Here is an 18,230-nt window from a genome sequence, read left to right on the forward strand (position 1 = left end):
TTTTCCGACCGCACTTTTTGTGGCAAGACAAAAGTGCGGTCGGTTTTGGCGGCGTTTTTACTTCAACGGCCTAAACTTTACCTGACTGTATTGCAGGATTCGCAGTAAGTTTTGTTGCTGATTCACTTCGCCGCATTGTTGTTTCAATTGGATGAGATTCATGCGTAAATGTTGCAGGCGGTAGATATGTTTGGCGATGTCTTGGATATGTCGGTCGAGCAATTGATTGATTTCCGCTTTTTGTTGTTCGGAAGCGCTTTCCAGGCTCAACAGCAATTTGATTTCGTCAAGGGACATATCCAAGGAACGACAGTAACAAATAAACGACAGGCGTTGCAGATGTTCGTCCGTGTATAAACGGAAACCGCCGGCGGAACGGGGCGGGCGCGGCATTAAGCCTTTTTGTTCGTAAAATCGGATGGCTTCCACGCTGCATCCTACGGCTTTGGCTAACTTCCCTATTTTCATGTTATCTCCGCAAAAACGTCCGTGAAAACGACCGCACAAAAAGCAACGCTTTTTGAACGTCTGCTCTGCCGACGGCCCCGAAGAGGTGAACAATCAAGCCGGTCTTGATTGTGAATACTTTTAGGCGCCGAGGCGAAATTCGGGGTTGATGTAAAAGGTTAATTGCGTAATTTCCGGCAAATGTTGCTGAATTAACCGCAATAATTCCTGCTGACGAAACAAAAAACTTTGCCGCACCATGGCATTCGCCACTTCAATGCGCAAGCTGTGTTGTTCTATATTGGCAATGCGATACAAGCCCTTGAACTCAGGTGAAAAAAATCCGTTAACCTGTTGATTTAATTCATTTAGACGAATACCTTTTTGCATGATTTTTGCCAACGGCGAATCCTGTAATAATGTTTGAATATTTACCGGTTTTTGATAACGCATCGCCTTGTTTTCCGCCTTTTCGTCCTAATATTTATGACATTGTAGCGAATTTCCGCTACAATACCGACAATTTTTTGATATTGAAATCCTTATGATAATTTCTCACAAAAGCAAACATCATTTTTGGTCGCAACTGCTGCTTGGCATGCTTGCGATTTTTGTTTTGCCCGCTGGTCAGGAACTGAATTATTCTTCTTCCGTCGGCAGTGAAAATTATCAAAACGCTCAGCAGCAAAATGCGCCGCAGATTTTGATGACCGTTGCGTTGCTGCAACAAACCCGTCAGTTGCAACACCAACCGCAACATACGCCATTGAATGTTGAAATTCTCCCGCAAAATGAACCGCACTTTGCGCGTTCGCCTTTCGTTCCCAATGCGCCGATTCGTGCCGGACCTCAATTTATTTAACTTCGATCTTTATCTATTCCGTCGTTTACTTCGTTAAACGATTTCATTTATCTGTTTTTAAAAGAAAAAATTATGCTTAGAACTATTGCAACTAAAATCTTCGGCAGCCGTAACGATCGTATCTTACGCCGCCTCAATAAAATCGTCGTTAAAATTAATAAATTAGAACCGGAATTTGAAGCCTTAAGTGATGAACAGCTGAAAGCCAAAACTGCCGAATTCCGTGAGCGTTTAGGCAAGGGCGAAACCTTGGAAAGCCTGATGCCGGAAGCCTTTGCTACGGTGCGTGAAGCCAGTAAACGTGTGCTGGGTATGCGTCACTTCGACGTGCAGCTTATCGGCGGCATGGTGCTTAACGATCGTTGTATCGCGGAAATGCGTACCGGTGAAGGAAAAACCTTAACCGCCACTTTGTCTTGCTACCTGAACGCCTTGCCGGGCAAAGCGGTACACGTGGTGACCGTGAATGACTACTTAGCGCGCCGCGATGCGGAAACCAATCGTCCGTTATTTGAATTTTTGGGCATGACCGTGGGCGTAAACATTCCGGGCTTGTCACCGGAAGAAAAACGTGCGGCATACGCAGCGGACATTACCTACGCCACCAACAGTGAATTAGGTTTCGACTATTTACGTGACAACCTGGCGCACTCGCCGCAAGAACGCTTCCAAAAGGATTTATATTATGCCTTGGTGGATGAAGTGGACTCCATCTTAATTGATGAAGCACGTACTCCATTGATTATTTCTGGTCAGGCGGAAGACAGCTCCGAGCTTTACATCGCCATTGATAAATTGATCCCGAACTTGATTAAACAAGACAAAGAAGATACGGAAGAATATCAAGGCACCGGCGACTACACCTTAGATTTGAAAACCAAACAGGCGCACTTAACCGAACGCGGTCAGGAAAAATGTGAACAATGGTTGATTCAACAAGGTTTCATGAAAGACACCGAATCCCTTTATTCACCGTCAAAAATCACCTTACTGCACCATGTTATGGCGGCATTGCGTGCTCGCACGCTGTTTGAGCGCGATGTGGATTACATCGTCAAAGACGGCGAAATCGTCATCGTGGACGAACACACCGGTCGTACCATGGCGGGTCGTCGCTGGTCCGACGGCTTACACCAAGCCATAGAAGCCAAAGAAGGCGTGCGCATTCAAAGCGAAAACCAAACCGTCGCCTCCATCACTTACCAAAACTATTTCCGTTTATACGAAAAATTGGCGGGCATGACTGGCACAGCGGATACGGAAGCCTTTGAATTCCAAAAAATTTATGGTTTAGAAACGGTGGTCATTCCAACCAACCGTCCGATGATTCGTGACGACCGCACCGATGTCATGTTTGAAACTGAAGAATACAAATTCAACGCCATTATTGATGACATCAAAGATTGTGTAGCACGTCAACAGCCGGTGTTGGTGGGGACGATTTCTATCGAAAAATCCGAATTGCTTTCCAACGCATTGGATAAAGCGGGCATCAAACACAACGTGCTGAACGCCAAATTCCACGCACAGGAAGCGGAAATCGTAGCAAATGCGGGTTATCCGGGTGCAGTAACTATCGCCACCAACATGGCGGGGCGTGGTACCGACATCGTGTTGGGCGGTAACTGGAAAGCGGAAGTGGATAAACTGGAGAACCCGACAGCAGAACAAATTGAAGCCATTAAAGCGGCATGGCAGGAACGCCATGACATCGTGAAAAATGCCGGCGGGTTACACATTATCGGTACCGAACGCCACGAATCCCGTCGTATCGACAACCAACTGCGCGGTCGCTCCGGACGTCAGGGCGACCCGGGTTCTTCCCGTTTCTACCTGTCTTTGGAAGACGCGTTAATGCGTATTTACCTCAATGAAGGCAAACTCAACATGATGCGTAAAGCCTTCAGTAATACAGCCGAAGCCATGGAATCCAAGCTGCTGGCGAAAGTAATCGCTTCCGCGCAAGCGAAAGTAGAAGCGCATAACTTCGACGGGCGTAAAAACCTGCTTGAATTTGACGATGTGGCAAACGATCAACGCCACGCCATTTATGAGCAGCGTAACGAATTGCTGGAAAATGACGATATTTCGGAAACTATTGATGTGATTCGCCAGGATGTGTTCAACAGCGTGATTGATCAATATATCCCGCCGCAATCCTTGGAAGAACAATGGGATGTTCCTGCCCTGGAACAACGTTTGAAACAAGATTTTGCCTTGGATCTGCCAATCAGAAAATGGCTGGATGAAGACAATCATCTGCATGAAGAAACTCTGCGCGAGCGCATTATTCAATCTGCCGTGGACGAATACAAACGCAAAGAAGAATTGGCGGGCGAACAAACCATGCGCAACTTTGAAAAAGGCGTCATGTTGCAAACCTTAGATGAACTTTGGAAAGAACATTTATCCGCTATGGATCATTTGCGTCGTGGTATACATCTACGTGGTTACGCACAAAAAGATCCGAAACAGGAATACAAAAAAGAGTCCTTCCAAATGTTTACGGAAATGTTGGATGCCTTAAAATTAAGCGTGGTTACCACCTTAAGTCGCGTTCAGGTTCGCACCGCGGAAGAAATGGAAGAGGCGGAACATTTGCGTCAGGAACTGGCACAGCGCGAAGCCGCCGCCATGCAGTATAACAACGAAGAATCACAAGGCGCGCAACAGGGCACGGAAGAACATCACAAAATCGGTCGTAACGAGCCTTGCCCGTGCGGCTCCGGCAAGAAATACAAACATTGCCACGGCAGCCGTGCCAGACATTAATGTCGTGAGATAAAGTGCGGTAAAAAACACGGAAATTTTTGACCGCACTTTTCGCTTTCAATTTAAAGGAAACCGCATGAGGAAACCGCTTGTACAGGTTGCAGCCGGGATTATTCGCAACGAATTCGGAAAAATTTATTTAACCCAACGTCTGGAAGGGCAGGATTTCGCGCAAGCTCTGGAATTCCCCGGCGGTAAAGTGGATAAAGGGGAAACACCGGAACAGACGCTCAAACGTGAACTGGAAGAAGAAATCGGCATCGTGGTGCTAAATGCCCAATTGTTTGAACGCTTTGAATTTGAGTATCCCACCAAAGTCATTTCGTTCTTTTTTTATCTGGTGGAAGAATGGGTCGGTGAACCTTTCGGACGCGAAGGACAAGACGGTTTCTGGTTAGCGCAAAACGAACTGGATGCCGAACAATTTCCGCCGGCAAATGCTAAATTAATTCAACGACTGTTGGCGGAAAGTGGAGATTAATTATCCGTAGAAGATCAGACCAAATCTGACAAATCACAAATAAAAAGAGAGAATTTCGCGTTTAGAAACAGCAGCAACTATTTTTACTGGAGAACCGCCAAAAACTAAAGATAAATTATCGATTTCTCTCATTTTTTCCTCGTATTTTACTAAATAAATTATTTATTTTTTCTTTAAATGAATATAAAAATAGTATTCCCCAATAGATATAAAATATTTGCAAGCCAAATATATCTGATAGGATTTTTGCTATAAAATATATTAACAGGCAAAAAAGAGTAAATTGTATGAAATTTTTCACTTGTTTTCCTCAATATAAGTAATATTGTATTTAATGATCATCTATATTCTAATTTAAGATATTCCATCTGAGCTTTTATTGATGCCAAATTAATTCGACGACTGTTGGCCGAAACTACAAAAGCAAACATCGCAAATGCAGATAATAAAGCAGCTAATGACACAATGAAATCCCTATCGATTGGGGACTAACAGGCAAATCTCACCGATAAATCTTCCAGTTGCTGCCAAATATCATCGCTAAATTCCTGCTTGGCGCAGCGTTCCACATCGGCAAGTTGCTGAAAAAAAAGGTAGAGTTTACGGTAGGTTAAACGTTGTACCGCCTGAGTAAATAACGGGCGGCGATTTTGCCACACTTTCAGGCGATCAAACTGCTCACGCAGTTGTGCGGTGGGTAAAGGTGAGTCGAGGGATTGAGGTTGTTCCGGTTTGCTGATGTCCAGCAATGTCATTAAATCGCGCTGCAATGTGCGCAGAAGAATAATCGGCTGAACATCTTCATCTTTTAAACCGATGAGAATTCGACGGGCGCGATTCCCTTTTCCGCCTAAAATCGCATCAACCCATTGGAACGGGGTAAACACCGAGGACTGTTCCACCACGCTATTTACGCGGGCAAAGGTGAGTTTGCGATCGGGGTAAAGCAAATCCAGTAATTGCAATGTTTGCTTCAGCGCCAACAGGTTATTTTCGTAGCTATAACACAGTAACTGTACCGCTTCTTGCTCAATGCTTAGCCCAAGCATTTTTGCCCGATTCGTCACCCAGCGGGGCAACTGCTCCGCATTAGGGGTTTGACAGTTTACCAATACCGCCTGCGGTTCATATTGGTTTGCTGCCGTAAACCACGCTTGTTTTTCGACGGCTTTGGTGAGTTTGGCTAACCGGAAAATCGGCAACACATCGGAGTGAAGCAACGAAATGAATTCGGATAAATTTTTCTGCAAAAGTGCGGTCGGATTTTCAGGTAAATCTAAAATAATGAGCTGTTTATTGAAAAATAAGCCCATGGACTGCGCCCGCTCGAATAAATCATTCCAATCGGTGGAAGCGTTAATCTCCAGTTCAACTTTTTCATCAAAGCCCTGCTGAAGCGCCGCTTGGTAAATTCCGTCGGCGCTTTCATTAAGCAGTAACGGATCCTCCCCCACCAGAAAATATACGCGGGCTAAGTGCCGTTCCAGTGAAGCAGTAAGCTGTTCGGGAAATAACCGATTCATTATTTCCCTTGAATTTGGTGCTGCAAGGCAACCATTTTGTTAATTAACTGGCGCGCCGCCTGCTCGTGCATATCCTGCCAGATTACGTCTTTTTCTGCCGATTTCGCCAACGCCGCACGGGAGTTATCAAAGAATGTACGATTCACACGGGTGGAAATCGGGAAACTGTCCTGATTCGGCAGTTTTACGCTGGCGTCCACTTCCAGAATCAGTTGTTTTTCCGCCTCACGTCCCTGTTTGAAAATGGACACCACTTGGTCTTTGGTGGAAATGCCGTTTAAACGCAACACCGGCACGTTTGTCTGATCTTCCACCAACGTCACGTTATTCAGTTGCAACTGGCGACGCATGACGCGTGCCATATCGCTATAAGGATCGCTGCTTTCCAAACGCAGGGTTTGTAATTCTTTCGGAATCAATTCGCCGTTTTGGAAATGAAATCCGCAAGCGGAAAGCCCGAAAACGGCGGCGGTCAGAAATAAGGTTTTGACGTGTTTAAGCATAAAATCACCTTAAAGATTATTTATAAGCGCATTTATTCGCTTATTCTCCCCTTCGGGACAGATTGGCAGAGCCAATGTTCTAAAAACGTTGTTTTTGCCAGCCGCACTTTGCTGTAAAGTGCGGTCATTTTTTTGATTAAATTATTGCGGTTTCACTACCACGTTAAGCAATTTGCCGGCAACGTAAATCACTTTCACAATTTGCATTCCGTCGGTAAAACGTTTGACGTTTTCATCGGCAAAGGCAACGGTTTTCACTGTGTCTTCATCAGCGTCCGCCGCCACGGTGACTTTGCCGCGCACTTTACCGTTCACTTGCACCACGATGAGTTTTTCATCTTCGATCATCGCCTCGGCATCGGCTTCCACCCAAGGGGCGAAATCAATGATGTCCTGATTGCCGAGTTCTTGCCACAAGCGGAAACAAATATGCGGGGTAATCGGGTAAAGCATACGCACCACGGCGCTCAAGGCTTCCGCCATCACGGCGCGATCTTGTTCGTCGTCCAACGGCGCACGGGTGAGTTTGTTCATCAATTCCATAATTGCCGCAATGGCGGTATTGAAGGTTTGACGGCGACCGATGTCATCGCTCACTTTCGCGATGGTTTTGTGTACGTCACGACGCAAGGCTTTTTGGGCAGCGGAAAGTGCGGTCGGATTTAACGGCGTTTTTGCCGGATTTTTGTTGTATTCAAACACCAAATTCCACACGCGCGCCAAGAAGCGTTTCGCGCCTTCCACGCTGGATTCCTGCCATTCTAAGGCCATTTCCGCCGGGGAAGCGAACATCATGAATAAACGCACGGTATCCGCGCCGTATTTTTCCACCATTTTCTGCGGGTCGATACCGTTGTTTTTGGATTTTGACATTTTGGTCATACCGGCGTGTACCAGATCATGTCCTTCGTCATCCGTCGCTTTGACGATACGCCCTTTGTCATCACGTTCTAATATGACCTTGGTCGGCGAAACCCAAATGCGCTCGTTGTTCGAGCCGGTGTAATAGAAGGCATCCGCCAACACCATGCCTTGGCAGAGCAACTTGTTCACCGGTTCGTCGCTGGTGACAAAGCCTGCATCGCGCAGCAATTTATGGAAGAAGCGGAAATACAACAAGTGCATGGTGGCGTGTTCAATACCGCCGATATATTGATCTACCGGCAACCAGTAATTGGCTTCTTCGCTGTTCAACATGCCTTGTTGGTATTCCGGGCAGGTGTAACGGGCATAATACCAGGAAGACTCCATGAAGGTGTCAAAGGTGTCCGTTTCTTTCAACGCCGGTTTGCCTTGATAGGTGGTTTTCGCCCACTCGGGATCCGCTTTAATCGGACTGTTCACGCCGTTCATCACCACATCTTCCGGCAGGATAATTGGTAAATCCTCCATCGGCGCCGGCACCACATCGCCGTTTTGCAAGGTCAACATCGGAATCGGTGCGCCCCAATAACGCTGACGGGACACGCCCCAGTCACGCAGACGGTAATTCACTTGGCGCTTGCCCACGCCTAACTGTTCCAGTTTATCGGCAATGCCGTTGAACGCCGCGTCAAATTCCAAGCCGTCAAATTCGGCGGAATGAATAAGTTTGCCGTGTTCGGTAAAGGCTTGTTTGGTTAAATCGATTTCTTCGTCGTGAATCGGTTCAATAACCTGTTTTAAGGCTAAACCGTATTTTTGTGCGAATTCGTAGTCCCGCTGATCATGCGCCGGTACCGCCATTACTGCGCCGGTGCCGTAGTGCATCAACACAAAATTCGCCACCCACACCGGCAACGATTCGCCGGTTAGCGGGTGCACCGCATACAAACCGGTTGCCATGCCTTTTTTCTCCATGGTGGCAATGTCTGCTTCGGCAACTTTGGTATTTTTCGCTTCCTGAATGAATTGCGCCAACGCCGGATTATTTTGCGCCGCCAGCGTGGCTAACGGATGGGCTGCCGCCACCGCCACATAGCTCACACCGTAAAACGTGTCAGGGCGGGTGGTATAAACTGCGAATTTCTCATTGGTATCTTTAATGTCAAAGGTGATTTCCACCCCTTCGGAACGCCCAATCCAATTGCGTTGCATAGTTTTCACCGTTTCCGGCCATTGCGGCAACTCGTCTAAGCAATTGAGCAGCTGCTCGGCATAATCGGTGATTTTGATGAACCATTGCGGAATCTCTTTTTGCTCCACCGGCGTATCACAACGCCAGCAACAGCCCTCATGTACCTGTTCGTTTGCCAACACGGTTTTATCGTTCGGGCACCAGTTCACGGTAGAGGTTTTTTTATACACTAATCCTTTTTTGTATAACTCGGTGAAAAACCATTGCTCCCATTTGTAATATTCCGGACGGCAAGTGGTCACTTCGCGATCCCAATCGTAACCAAAACCCAACATCTTGAGCTGTTTTTTCATATGGTCAATATTTTCATATGTCCATTTTGCCGGTGCCGTTTTATTTTTGACTGCCGCCCCTTCCGCAGGTAGCCCGAACGCATCCCAACCGATTGGCTGTAATACATTTTTACCATTCATGCGTTGATAACGGGACACCACATCACCAATGGTGTAATTACGCACATGCCCCATATGCAGGTAGCCTGATGGGTAAGGAAACATTGTCAGACAGTAATACTTTTCTTTTGATGTGTCTTTAATCGCTTTAAAGATTTTATTCTCAGCCCAATATTGTTGTACCTCAGGTTCAAGCAAATCAGGACGATATTGTTCTTGCATAGAAAATCACCTTAAAAATAGACCGCACTTTTCGGCAGGTTTTAACTTGGAAAACACGGCATAGAATAGCCTAAAACGGGGAAAAATAACAGAAAGTGCGGTGGGAATTTTGGATATTTTTCATGGCTTAACTTGATGACAAGCCTCATACAACGGCAATAAATCACGAATGCTTTCAACGATAAATTGCGTCACGTCCAATTTGTCCAGTTCGGCTTTTTCCGCATTACGTCCGATACACCAAAAATCCTCGTCGGAACGCAAAGTTAAATCCTGCGGCGTGAATTGATTCACTTTGCGAAAATCATCGTATTCGCTTTCATCGCCACGCCAAATATCGAAATCGGCAAAACGGGCGAAATCAAAATTCTCCAGCCATTGATTATATTGCTGTACATTAATTTGCGAGCGATCGGCGCGATAACAATGCCAATCCAGACTCACCGATAACCGACGACGATTCAACAACACCGACAAAATCGCCGCAGAATTAAGATGATATTCATATTTAAAATGGGCGAAAAAATGCCCGCGCACCTGCCAGCCGTTCGTCCAGCTTTCAATATGCGGTTTGGCAAAGGGCCAACCAAGCGCCGCGGAAACCTGCAAAATAGTCGCTTTCCAGTTGTCCCAATGGGCTTTGTAATCCGCCTTAATGCGCGGAATCTCCTCCGGGCAGAATTTTTTCATTTTGGCGAATTGGAAGAAAGGAATGTTGAAAAGATCGCAGGCGTTGGCGTTAATTAGATTCACTAAGATCATCCTTTTTTATTTAATTGCTTACTGAATAACCTCAAAACACTGCAGAATAATCTGTTTAAAGGCATCATTCGTCACCGCCCAATCCACAATATCCACTTTCCACGGCAAATCCGATTCGGAGAAAGCCTCCGTTAAATTTGCCAAGGTATTCAGCGAAAGCGGGGATTCGCCAATAATTGCCAAATCCAAATCGGAATACATTTTGGCATTTCCTTTCACGCGCGAACCGAACGCCCAAACCGAATGATTCGGGACATGTTGTTGTAAAATCGCTTTAACGATTTGAAGTTCTTGTTCAGTGATGGTGAGCATGTAAACGTTCTTGTAAAGATTGCTGTAAAAATTGCGCTTCCCGCAAAAAATCCGGAATGCCGGATACCACGAGAATTGCGGTTTCTTCATTATAAGTATGACTGGTGCGACCACGCATTTCACGATATTGCTTCCAGTTTTGCCAATTTCCCAGCAATAAACCTCTTTCATTGCCCGTACGAATCAGATCTTGAAACGTCATAACGTCAATTTGCGCGGGATTCGCTTCGGTGTATTCCAGAAAGCGCTTAAGCATTTTATGGCTGATTTCGTAAGTAAATTCAAAACGTTGAATCAACCCGTCGCGAATTTGTATATCTGTAATATCCGATTTATAACGCACTAACCCTTCAGCTAAACGGTTAATCGCATTAGTCAATGGTGTCAAATCCAGTTCCGTCATCATACTTTCCTAAAAAACACGGTAATTTTTATTCATAAGCTCACCCGTTCGCTTATTCACCCCTGAAGGGGCCGTTGGCTGAGCCAACGTTTAAAAAGCGTTGCTTTTTTTCACCGCACTTTGGGTGAAATATTGCTTGTCTTCCCAACGTAGCATGGTTAAGCGGTTGCCCCAGACGCAGCCGGTATCGAGGGCGTAAATGTTCGGCGGGGTGGTTTCATCCACTAAACTTGCCCAATGTCCGAAGATGATATTTTCCTTCTGATACAACGGATTATCCAAGGCAAACCACGGTGCGAGATCCGTCGGCGCCTCCTTGATAGGGAGCTTGCAGGCGAAATTCAGCCGATGATCGAGATAACAAAAACGCATACGGGTGAACACGTTGATACTGTAACGCAGTCGGTCGAGCCCCTGCAAATCGGGCGACCAGCGATCGGGCTGTTCGGCATACATATTTTCTACCAGATGGCGATAATTGCCGTGGCGTAACACCTTTTCCACTTCGTTGGCGCAGGCTTTGGCGGTGGTTAAATCCCAATCAGGCGAAATCCCCGCGTGCACCAGCACGAAATTCTGTGCCGGATTGTGAATCAACAAAGGCTGGCAACGCAACCAGTTCACCAGCTTGAAAAAGTCCGGTACGGCAAAAATGGCATCCACGCGATCGCGCGGTTTGATTTTTTTCACCCCAAGTGCGGTGGAAATAAAATGTAAATCGTGGTTACCTACCACGGTGTGCGCCGCATTTCCCAAGGATTTCACCAAACGCAGGCACGCCAACGAGTTATCTCCGCGCGCCAGCAAGTCGCCCGTTAAATACAGCGTATCCTGCGCGGGATCAAAGCACACCCTTTCCAACAGCATTTGAAATTCATCATAGCAACCGTGTAGGTCGCCGATTAAATATGTCGCCATTTTTGACCGCTCTTTTATTCGTCCGAATCCGTCACATCATCTTTATTCACATCTGCCGGCAGATTGTCCGCCAACCAGTTCGCCAAACGGGCATAATCGGCGATACTGAGATTTTCCGCACGGGCGTTTACATCAATTTCAAGTGCGGTCAGATTTTCCGTTGAAAATAATCCCGATAAGGCATTACGCAAGGTTTTACGGCGCTGATTGAAGGCTTGTGAGCACACCCGATTAAGCCAATATAAATCTTTCACCGGGTGCGGCAATGTCTTATGCGGAATCAGACGCACCACCGCCGAATCCACTTTCGGCGCCGGTTTAAACGCGCTCGGCGGCACTTCCAGCACCGGCATAACCTGACAGAAATATTGCGCCATAATAGTCAGTCGCCCGTAAGCCTTACTGTTCGGTGCGGCACACAGGCGTTTCACCACTTCTTTCTGCAACATGAAATGCATATCCTGAATAATGTGGTGATAGTTAAACAAATGGAACATTAACGGCGTGGAAATGTTGTAAGGCAGGTTACCGAACACACGCAATTTCTGCCCTTTTTCCGCCAACTGTTCCTGTGCATAAAGAGAGGAAAAATCAAACTGCATTGCGTCGGTTTCAATAACCGTAAGTTTTTGATGTAAAAACGGATGGTGGCGCAAACGTTCCGCCAAATCACGGTCAAGCTCCAGCACGGTCAGATGTTCCACCTGTTCTGCCACAGGCTCCGTCAAGGCGCCCAAACCGGGTCCGATTTCCACTAAAAACTGATTCGGCTGCGGATAAATTGCCGCCACGATATTCTGAATAACGTTGTTATCATGCAGGAAATTCTGCCCGAACCGCTTACGCGCCGTATGGCCTAAATGCTTTTTTGAATTCATTGAATAGGATCTTATAAAAATAACGAAAAGTGCGGTGTATTATAAAGCAAAAACCCGACCTTAGGGTCGGGATTTCGGTTAATTTATGTATTTAATATCCGCTCGTTTACGCAGTGCCTGCACCCAGTCGCGGGCGGAATCCTGCAGTTGTTGATTGACAATTTGCTCGTAGGCTTTTTGGCGGTAGGCATCTTCCGTGCGGTCGGCCTGACGGGTGTTGGTCACCTCCAAAATGTGCCAGCCGAATTCAGTTTTAAATGGTGCGCTGATGACACCCTGTGTGGTTGTACGTACCGCTTGGTTAAACGGGCCGACGTACATTTCAGGGAAGGCATAACCTAAGTTACCGCCGTTGGCGCCGGATAAATAATCTTTGGAATATTTCAACGCGGCATCGGCAAAGGTGGTTTTACCGGCAATGATGTCCGCACGGATTTGCTCAAGTTGCGCCTTGGCTTGTGTATCATTTAATAACGGGTTTAGTTTCAGTAAGATATGACGTACTTCATATTGCGTGTCGGAGATCTGCGCCACACTGCCCTTGGCTTTGGCTTCATCCAGCATTTTCTTGGCAAGCGCTTCAACCTGTTCGCGGGACACATCCACACTTTGGCTGATGGCGTGATTACGCACTTCGGACATCATCACCTGTTGTGCGATTTGCTGGCGATAGGCGCGATAGCTAATGCCCTGATAATCCAATGCGTCCAATAATTGACCGAAAGTTAAGCCGTTTTGCGCCGCAATGCCTTCAATGATTTGATCGATTTGCGCGTTATTTACTTTCACATCAGATTCTTTCACCGCCTGATCCACCAGAATATCGTCAATGACTTTATTCAATGCCGCCTGACGATCATTGGTTTTCTTATTGATCGCACTCTTCACCTGACTTTCCAATATGGGAATGCCATTAACGGTAGCGACCACTTTTTCCTCGGCGTGAACATGGGCAGCTAACACAAAAAAACCGATTGCGGCAAACAAAACAGATTTTAAATTCATCTTCATTAATATTCCGTTATAAGGTTTAAAATTATTGGTTAGATTATTAATTTAGCTAAAGGTTCACAAACTTTATTTGGACAGCAGCGCTACTTCATAGCATTGGTCGAACTTCATGGTGCGCACCTGAATATTTTCGCTTCGGCTGGTCGGCACGTTTTTCCCCACATAATCGGCGCGAATCGGCAATTCACGATGACCACGGTCCACAAAGATCACCAATTCCACTTTCGCCGCCCGCCCGAAATCCACCAAGGCATCCAATGCTGCGCGAATCGTGCGTCCCGTAAACAGGACATCATCCACTAAAATCACTTCTTTGTGTTGAATATTAATAAAATCCGACGCACCACTGTAAACCGGCACTTGTTCTTCCCCTACGTGTTCAAGATCATCGCGATAAAGGGTAATATCCAAATCAAAGGCGGGAATGTCGGTTTGCGTTAACAATTTAATTTTATTCTTAATCAGTTCGGCAATTTCCGCTCCCCGCCGTTTAATCCCGACAATCACCAAATTATCTAAACGTTGGTGTTTTTCAATGATTTCATGAGAAATACGGGAAATGGTTCGAAGGAACTGATTTTCGTCAATAATGATTTTTTCCATAAGGTTTGGGAATGTGTTGTGCTGAAGACTAAGATGCGGGCTACAATATCACAAATATGATAAGTTTTCTTTACTTATCTAAAGAAAACCACCAAAAGAAACGCAATAAAAACCGACCGCACTTTTCCAAAGAAAAATCAGTGTCCCACCACATTCGCCTCAACCTCCACCCGCTCGCCGTTGTCAAACATCAATTCCAACGGAAACTTTTCTCCCGCCCGTAACGTTTTCGCGGCTTCAAACACCATAATATGCAAGCCGCCGCGCTTTAATTGCACGTTGCCGTTGGCAGGGATTTCAATGCCGGACAAAGTAAGCATTTTGCCATGTTGCGTACCGTGCAATTCAAGGCGTGCCGCCCGGGTGCTTTGTGCAAAAGCGAGATTAACGGGTTCCTTGCCGTCATTGTGTAAATTCATGAAAATTGCCGAAGGTTCATCGGGGCTTTGGGTGGCGAAGACAGTGGCGTTTTCTACGCTGATTTTTGCGCTCACACAGAAGGGCAAAAGTGCGGTTAAAATTAACGGCGTTTTTAAAATAGCTTGCATGGTTTTCTCCTTTTTCATGTTGGTCGGCGGTGCCGATTACTTTTAAACTATAACAGAAAAATGCTATATTAGCGCCCGATTTTCCGATGACTCAATTCAATTTAAAACCCCAATGGCAAATTATTACGACATTACCCTCGCCCTTGCCGGCGTATGCCAGGCGGCAAAATTAGTTCAACAACTGGCATTAAACAACAAAGCCGATCAGCAGGCGCTGGAAACTTCCCTGAACAGCTTATTGCAAACCGTACCGCAAACCACCTTAGACGTCTTCGGTGGTGCCGAAAGCAATCTGAAACCGGGTTTAACCACCCTGTGTGAGCAACTTAACGGCAGCGAGCCGGAACTTGGGCGTTATTGGTTAAGTCTGTTGGCATTGGCGGGAAAATTGAATAAAACCCCGGCAGCCAAGCAGGAACTGGCACGTCGCGTGCAATATTTACCGACACAACTGGAACACTATCATTTGCTGGACGAACAAATGTTATCCAACTTTGCCGGCATTTATGTGGATGTGATCAGCCCGCTGGGTCGTCGTATTCAAGTTACCGGCGTCACGCAATATTTACAGCAAGTAGGCACGCAAAATCGCATTCGTGCCGCGTTGTTAGCCGGCATTCGCGCGGCGATTTTATGGCAACAGGTGGGCGGCACCAAATGGCAGTTGTTGTTCTTTCGGGGCAAAATCGCCGCCACCGCACAGCAAATTCTCTCTTCTCTTTAATTTAACTCATGGAGCTTCACGCGATGCAACTCAGCGCATTAACCGCACTTTCCCCCATTGACGGACGTTATCAGGATAAAACCGCCGATTTACGCAGTATTTTCAGCGAATTCGGTTTATTAAAGTTCCGTGTGACGGTCGAAGTTCGTTGGCTACAAAAACTGGCAGCGACCGCACAAATTACGGAAGTTCCTTCTTTGTCGCAGGAAGCAAACGATTACCTTGACAGTATTGTAGAAAATTTCAGCATAATTGATGCACAACGCATTAAAGACATCGAAAAAACCACCAATCACGACGTAAAAGCGGTGGAATATTTTCTCAAGGAAAAAAGCGCGGCATTACCGGAATTGGCGGCGATCAGCGAATTTATTCATTTCGCCTGCACATCCGAGGACATTAATAACCTGTCCCACGCCCTGATGTTAAGCACTGCGCGGGATAATGTGTTGTTACCGGCATGGTTAAATTTAATCGAAAAAATCACCGCACTTGCCGAGCAATATAAACGCATTCCATTGCTTTCCCGTACGCACGGACAACCTGCCTCACCGACCACCGTGGGCAAAGAAATGGCAAACGTGGTATATCGTTTAAGACGTCAATACAAACAATTACAAACGCTTGAAATCCTAGGCAAAATCAACGGCGCGGTAGGCAACTACAACGCCCATTTATCCGCCTATCCGAACATTGACTGGCACAAATTCAGCGAAGAATTCGTGACTTCCCTGGGTGTGACCTGGAACCCGTACACCACCCAAATCGAACCCCATGATTACATCGCCGAACTGTTTGATTGCGTGGCGCGATTCAACACCATCATCATTGATTTCGACCGTGACCTGTGGGGCTACATCGCCTTAAATCATTTTAAACAACGCACCATCGCGGGCGAAATCGGCTCCTCCACCATGCCGCACAAAGTCAACCCGATTGACTTTGAAAACGCCGAAGGCAACCTTGGTTTGGCAAACGCCGTGATGGCGCACTTAGGCAGCAGACTACCGATTTCCCGCTGGCAGCGAGATCTCACGGATTCCACCGTGTTACGTAACCTCGGCGTGGGCTTGGGCTATTGCTTAATCGCCTATGCGGCGACGCAGAAAGGCATTAGCAAACTGGAAGTGAATGAAGCCCATTTGCGCGAAGAGTTGGATCAAAACTGGGAAGTACTTGCCGAGCCGATTCAAACCGTGATGCGTCGTTACGGCATTGAAAAACCATACGAAAAACTGAAAGAGTTGACCCGAGGCAAACGCGTGGATGCCCAAGCCATGTTTGATTTCATTGAGAAATTAGCCATCCCGGCGGAAGAAAAAGCCCGCCTGCAACGACTCACTCCTGCCGGCTACATCGGCGCCGCTGTGGAGCTGGTGGAAAAACTGTAAACAGCAAACAGGGCGTATTCAATACGCCCTTAAAAAACACCACAGAAAATGACCGCACTTTATGGCATGAAGAATGAATAATAGATGGTTTTAGAAGAAGAGTATGTGAAATTAAAATGAGTGCGGTTGTTTTTTCCGGCGTTTTTGCAAATGGATTATTAGTCTTTTCCTAATTCTATTTTTACGATTTAATGACTAATCATCTTTCAGCAAATACAATAAAATTTCCCTAAATTTAAAAAGGATATAAGCATGAAGAAAAAATTACTTACCCTTCAGGTATTTCAGTATTAGGATCCGGCTTGCCTGGTTTCAGTTATGCAGAGGACAAAACGATGGAATTAACACAACGTCAGCAGGCATTAGCCGCGATTGGGGCGTTTACCGCAACAGGTAATCAAGCAGAACTCAAAACCACCTTAAACCATGCCTTAGATGAAGGTTTAACCGTGACGGAAGCCAAAGATGCGATGGTGCAGCTTTATGCTTATACAGGCTTTCCGCGCAGTTTAAATGCGCTTTTCACCTTGGCGAAAACGGTGAAGGAACGTCAAGAAAAAGGGTTGAAAACAGAACAAGGCAGAACGGCAACCGCCTTGCCAAAAGGCATGAATATGTTGGAAGTCGGCACCAAAACCCAAACGGATTTAGTGGGACAAGCGGTCGACTTATCCGCCCTTTCACCTGATATTGATCGCTATTTAAAAACCCATTTATTCGGCGATATTTTCGCAAGCGACCTACTCAACTGGCAAGAACGCGAAATTATTACCATCGGGGCGTTAAATCAATTAAACGTACCAAGCCAACTTAACGCACATATCGGTATCGGCAAAAAGCACGGTTTGACCGATGCCCAAATTCAAGAAATTCAACAAATTGGAGTACAAAAAGTGTCTGAACCTAGCCAATTTCCACTAGGAAAATCTAACGATACGTACGCCCAATATTTCAGCGGTCAAAGCTATTTAGCGCCGCTCTCCACCGAGCAAGTGGGCGTGTATAACGTCACTTTTGAGCCAACGGTGCGTAACAATTGGCATATTCATCACGCCACCAAAGGCGGCGGTCAGATTCTGATCGTGACTGCAAGGCGCGGTTATTACCAAGAATGGAGCAAACCTGCACGGGAATTAAAAGCGGGCGATGTGGTGAATATTCCGACGAACGTGAAACACTGGCATGGTGCGGCGAAAGATTCGTGGTTTCAACATTTAGCCATTGAAGTACCGGGCGAAGGCATCAGCAACGAGTGGTTAGAACCGGTTTCTGACGAAGAATATTCAAAATTGAAATAAAGTGCGGTTGGTTCTCGGCGCGTTTTTATAAAATCTGTAGGGTGGGCATTCTTGCCCACCAAAA

Annotated in this window: 19 protein-coding genes; 6 read left to right on the forward strand and 13 right to left on the reverse strand. The window is 46.3% G+C overall.

What is annotated here, in order from left to right; translation table 11 throughout:
• Positions 1-57: 57 nt before the first annotated feature.
• Positions 58-468 (reverse strand): MerR family transcriptional regulator, encoded by a 411-nt coding sequence (locus DK423_RS04795; RefSeq protein ID WP_005555417.1) that lies wholly within the window; start codon positions 466-468, stop codon positions 58-60.
• Positions 469-588: 120 nt separating this feature from the next.
• Positions 589-900 carry a DciA family protein gene (locus DK423_RS04800; RefSeq protein ID WP_005555415.1) on the reverse strand — a complete coding sequence of 104 codons (312 nt, stop codon included), beginning with the start codon at positions 898-900 and terminating at the stop codon, positions 589-591.
• Positions 901-991: 91 nt separating this feature from the next.
• Between DK423_RS04800 and secM the strand changes: the two genes are divergently transcribed.
• From secM to mutT, 3 genes are all read left to right on the forward strand, one after another.
• Complete coding sequence (secM, locus tag DK423_RS04805) at positions 992-1,309, forward strand: secA translation cis-regulator SecM (protein WP_005555411.1); 318 nt, start codon at positions 992-994, stop codon at positions 1,307-1,309.
• A 72-nt stretch (positions 1,310-1,381) separates the two neighbouring features.
• Positions 1,382-4,081 (forward strand): preprotein translocase subunit SecA, encoded by a 2,700-nt coding sequence (gene secA, locus DK423_RS04810; protein WP_109043889.1) that lies wholly within the window; start codon positions 1,382-1,384, stop codon positions 4,079-4,081.
• A 76-nt stretch (positions 4,082-4,157) separates the two neighbouring features.
• Complete coding sequence (gene mutT / locus DK423_RS04815) at positions 4,158-4,562, forward strand: 8-oxo-dGTP diphosphatase MutT (protein ID WP_005555408.1); 405 nt, start codon at positions 4,158-4,160, stop codon at positions 4,560-4,562.
• Between the two features lie 488 nt (positions 4,563-5,050).
• On the opposite strand, the gene holA is transcribed toward mutT, so the two are convergent.
• From holA to DK423_RS04870, 11 genes are all read right to left on the reverse strand, one after another.
• On the reverse strand, positions 5,051-6,085 hold the full coding sequence (gene holA / locus DK423_RS04820) for a DNA polymerase III subunit delta (protein ID WP_005555406.1): 1,035 nt from the start codon (positions 6,083-6,085) through the stop codon (positions 5,051-5,053).
• Positions 6,085-6,588 (reverse strand): LPS-assembly lipoprotein LptE, encoded by a 504-nt coding sequence (locus tag DK423_RS04825; RefSeq protein WP_005555404.1) that lies wholly within the window; start codon positions 6,586-6,588, stop codon positions 6,085-6,087. The genes holA and DK423_RS04825 overlap by 1 nt, the downstream gene beginning before the upstream one ends.
• Before the next feature lie 141 nt (positions 6,589-6,729).
• Entirely contained in the window at positions 6,730-9,318 is a 2,589-nt protein-coding gene (gene leuS, locus DK423_RS04830) for a leucine--tRNA ligase (RefSeq protein ID WP_005555400.1), read from the reverse strand.
• Positions 9,319-9,438: 120 nt separating this feature from the next.
• Positions 9,439-10,080, reverse strand: coding sequence for a glucose-6-phosphate 1-dehydrogenase family protein (locus DK423_RS04835; protein ID WP_005555397.1), 642 nt, complete (start codon positions 10,078-10,080; stop codon positions 9,439-9,441).
• 18 nt (positions 10,081-10,098) lie between these two features.
• Complete coding sequence (locus DK423_RS04840) at positions 10,099-10,392, reverse strand: nucleotidyltransferase family protein (RefSeq protein ID WP_005555395.1); 294 nt, start codon at positions 10,390-10,392, stop codon at positions 10,099-10,101.
• On the reverse strand, positions 10,376-10,795 hold the full coding sequence (locus tag DK423_RS04845; protein WP_061886075.1) for a nucleotidyltransferase substrate binding protein: 420 nt from the start codon (positions 10,793-10,795) through the stop codon (positions 10,376-10,378). The genes DK423_RS04840 and DK423_RS04845 overlap by 17 nt, the downstream gene beginning before the upstream one ends.
• 90 nt (positions 10,796-10,885) lie before the next feature.
• Positions 10,886-11,713 carry a bis(5'-nucleosyl)-tetraphosphatase (symmetrical) ApaH gene (apaH, locus tag DK423_RS04850; protein ID WP_109043890.1) on the reverse strand — a complete coding sequence of 276 codons (828 nt, stop codon included), beginning with the start codon at positions 11,711-11,713 and terminating at the stop codon, positions 10,886-10,888.
• 14 nt (positions 11,714-11,727) lie between these two features.
• A complete protein-coding gene (rsmA, locus tag DK423_RS04855; protein WP_005555389.1) occupies positions 11,728-12,591 on the reverse strand; it encodes a 16S rRNA (adenine(1518)-N(6)/adenine(1519)-N(6))-dimethyltransferase RsmA in 864 nt (287 codons plus the stop codon).
• A gap of 78 nt (positions 12,592-12,669) precedes the next feature.
• Entirely contained in the window at positions 12,670-13,596 is a 927-nt protein-coding gene (locus DK423_RS04860) for a peptidylprolyl isomerase (protein ID WP_005555388.1), read from the reverse strand.
• A 72-nt stretch (positions 13,597-13,668) separates the two neighbouring features.
• Positions 13,669-14,205 carry a bifunctional pyr operon transcriptional regulator/uracil phosphoribosyltransferase PyrR gene (gene pyrR, locus DK423_RS04865; protein ID WP_005555386.1) on the reverse strand — a complete coding sequence of 179 codons (537 nt, stop codon included), beginning with the start codon at positions 14,203-14,205 and terminating at the stop codon, positions 13,669-13,671.
• A gap of 137 nt (positions 14,206-14,342) precedes the next feature.
• Positions 14,343-14,753, reverse strand: a complete 411-nt coding sequence (locus DK423_RS04870) for a copper chaperone PCu(A)C (protein ID WP_005555384.1) — start codon at positions 14,751-14,753, stop codon at positions 14,343-14,345.
• A 112-nt stretch (positions 14,754-14,865) separates the two neighbouring features.
• Here DK423_RS04870 and hflD point away from each other — a divergent pair, with 112 nt between their 5' ends.
• The 3 genes from hflD (at position 14,866) to DK423_RS04890 (ending at position 18,166) form a co-directional block, all read left to right on the forward strand.
• Complete coding sequence (gene hflD / locus DK423_RS04875; protein ID WP_005555383.1) at positions 14,866-15,477, forward strand: high frequency lysogenization protein HflD; 612 nt, start codon at positions 14,866-14,868, stop codon at positions 15,475-15,477.
• 23 nt (positions 15,478-15,500) lie between these two features.
• Positions 15,501-16,868, forward strand: a complete 1,368-nt coding sequence (purB, locus tag DK423_RS04880; protein WP_061886274.1) for an adenylosuccinate lyase — start codon at positions 15,501-15,503, stop codon at positions 16,866-16,868.
• Positions 16,869-17,203: 335 nt separating this feature from the next.
• Complete coding sequence (locus DK423_RS04890; protein WP_005555380.1) at positions 17,204-18,166, forward strand: carboxymuconolactone decarboxylase family protein; 963 nt, start codon at positions 17,204-17,206, stop codon at positions 18,164-18,166.
• Positions 18,167-18,230 lie beyond the last annotated feature (64 nt).

The organism is Aggregatibacter actinomycetemcomitans (assembly GCF_003130205.1).
Lineage (GTDB): Bacteria > Pseudomonadota > Gammaproteobacteria > Enterobacterales > Pasteurellaceae > Aggregatibacter > Aggregatibacter actinomycetemcomitans_A.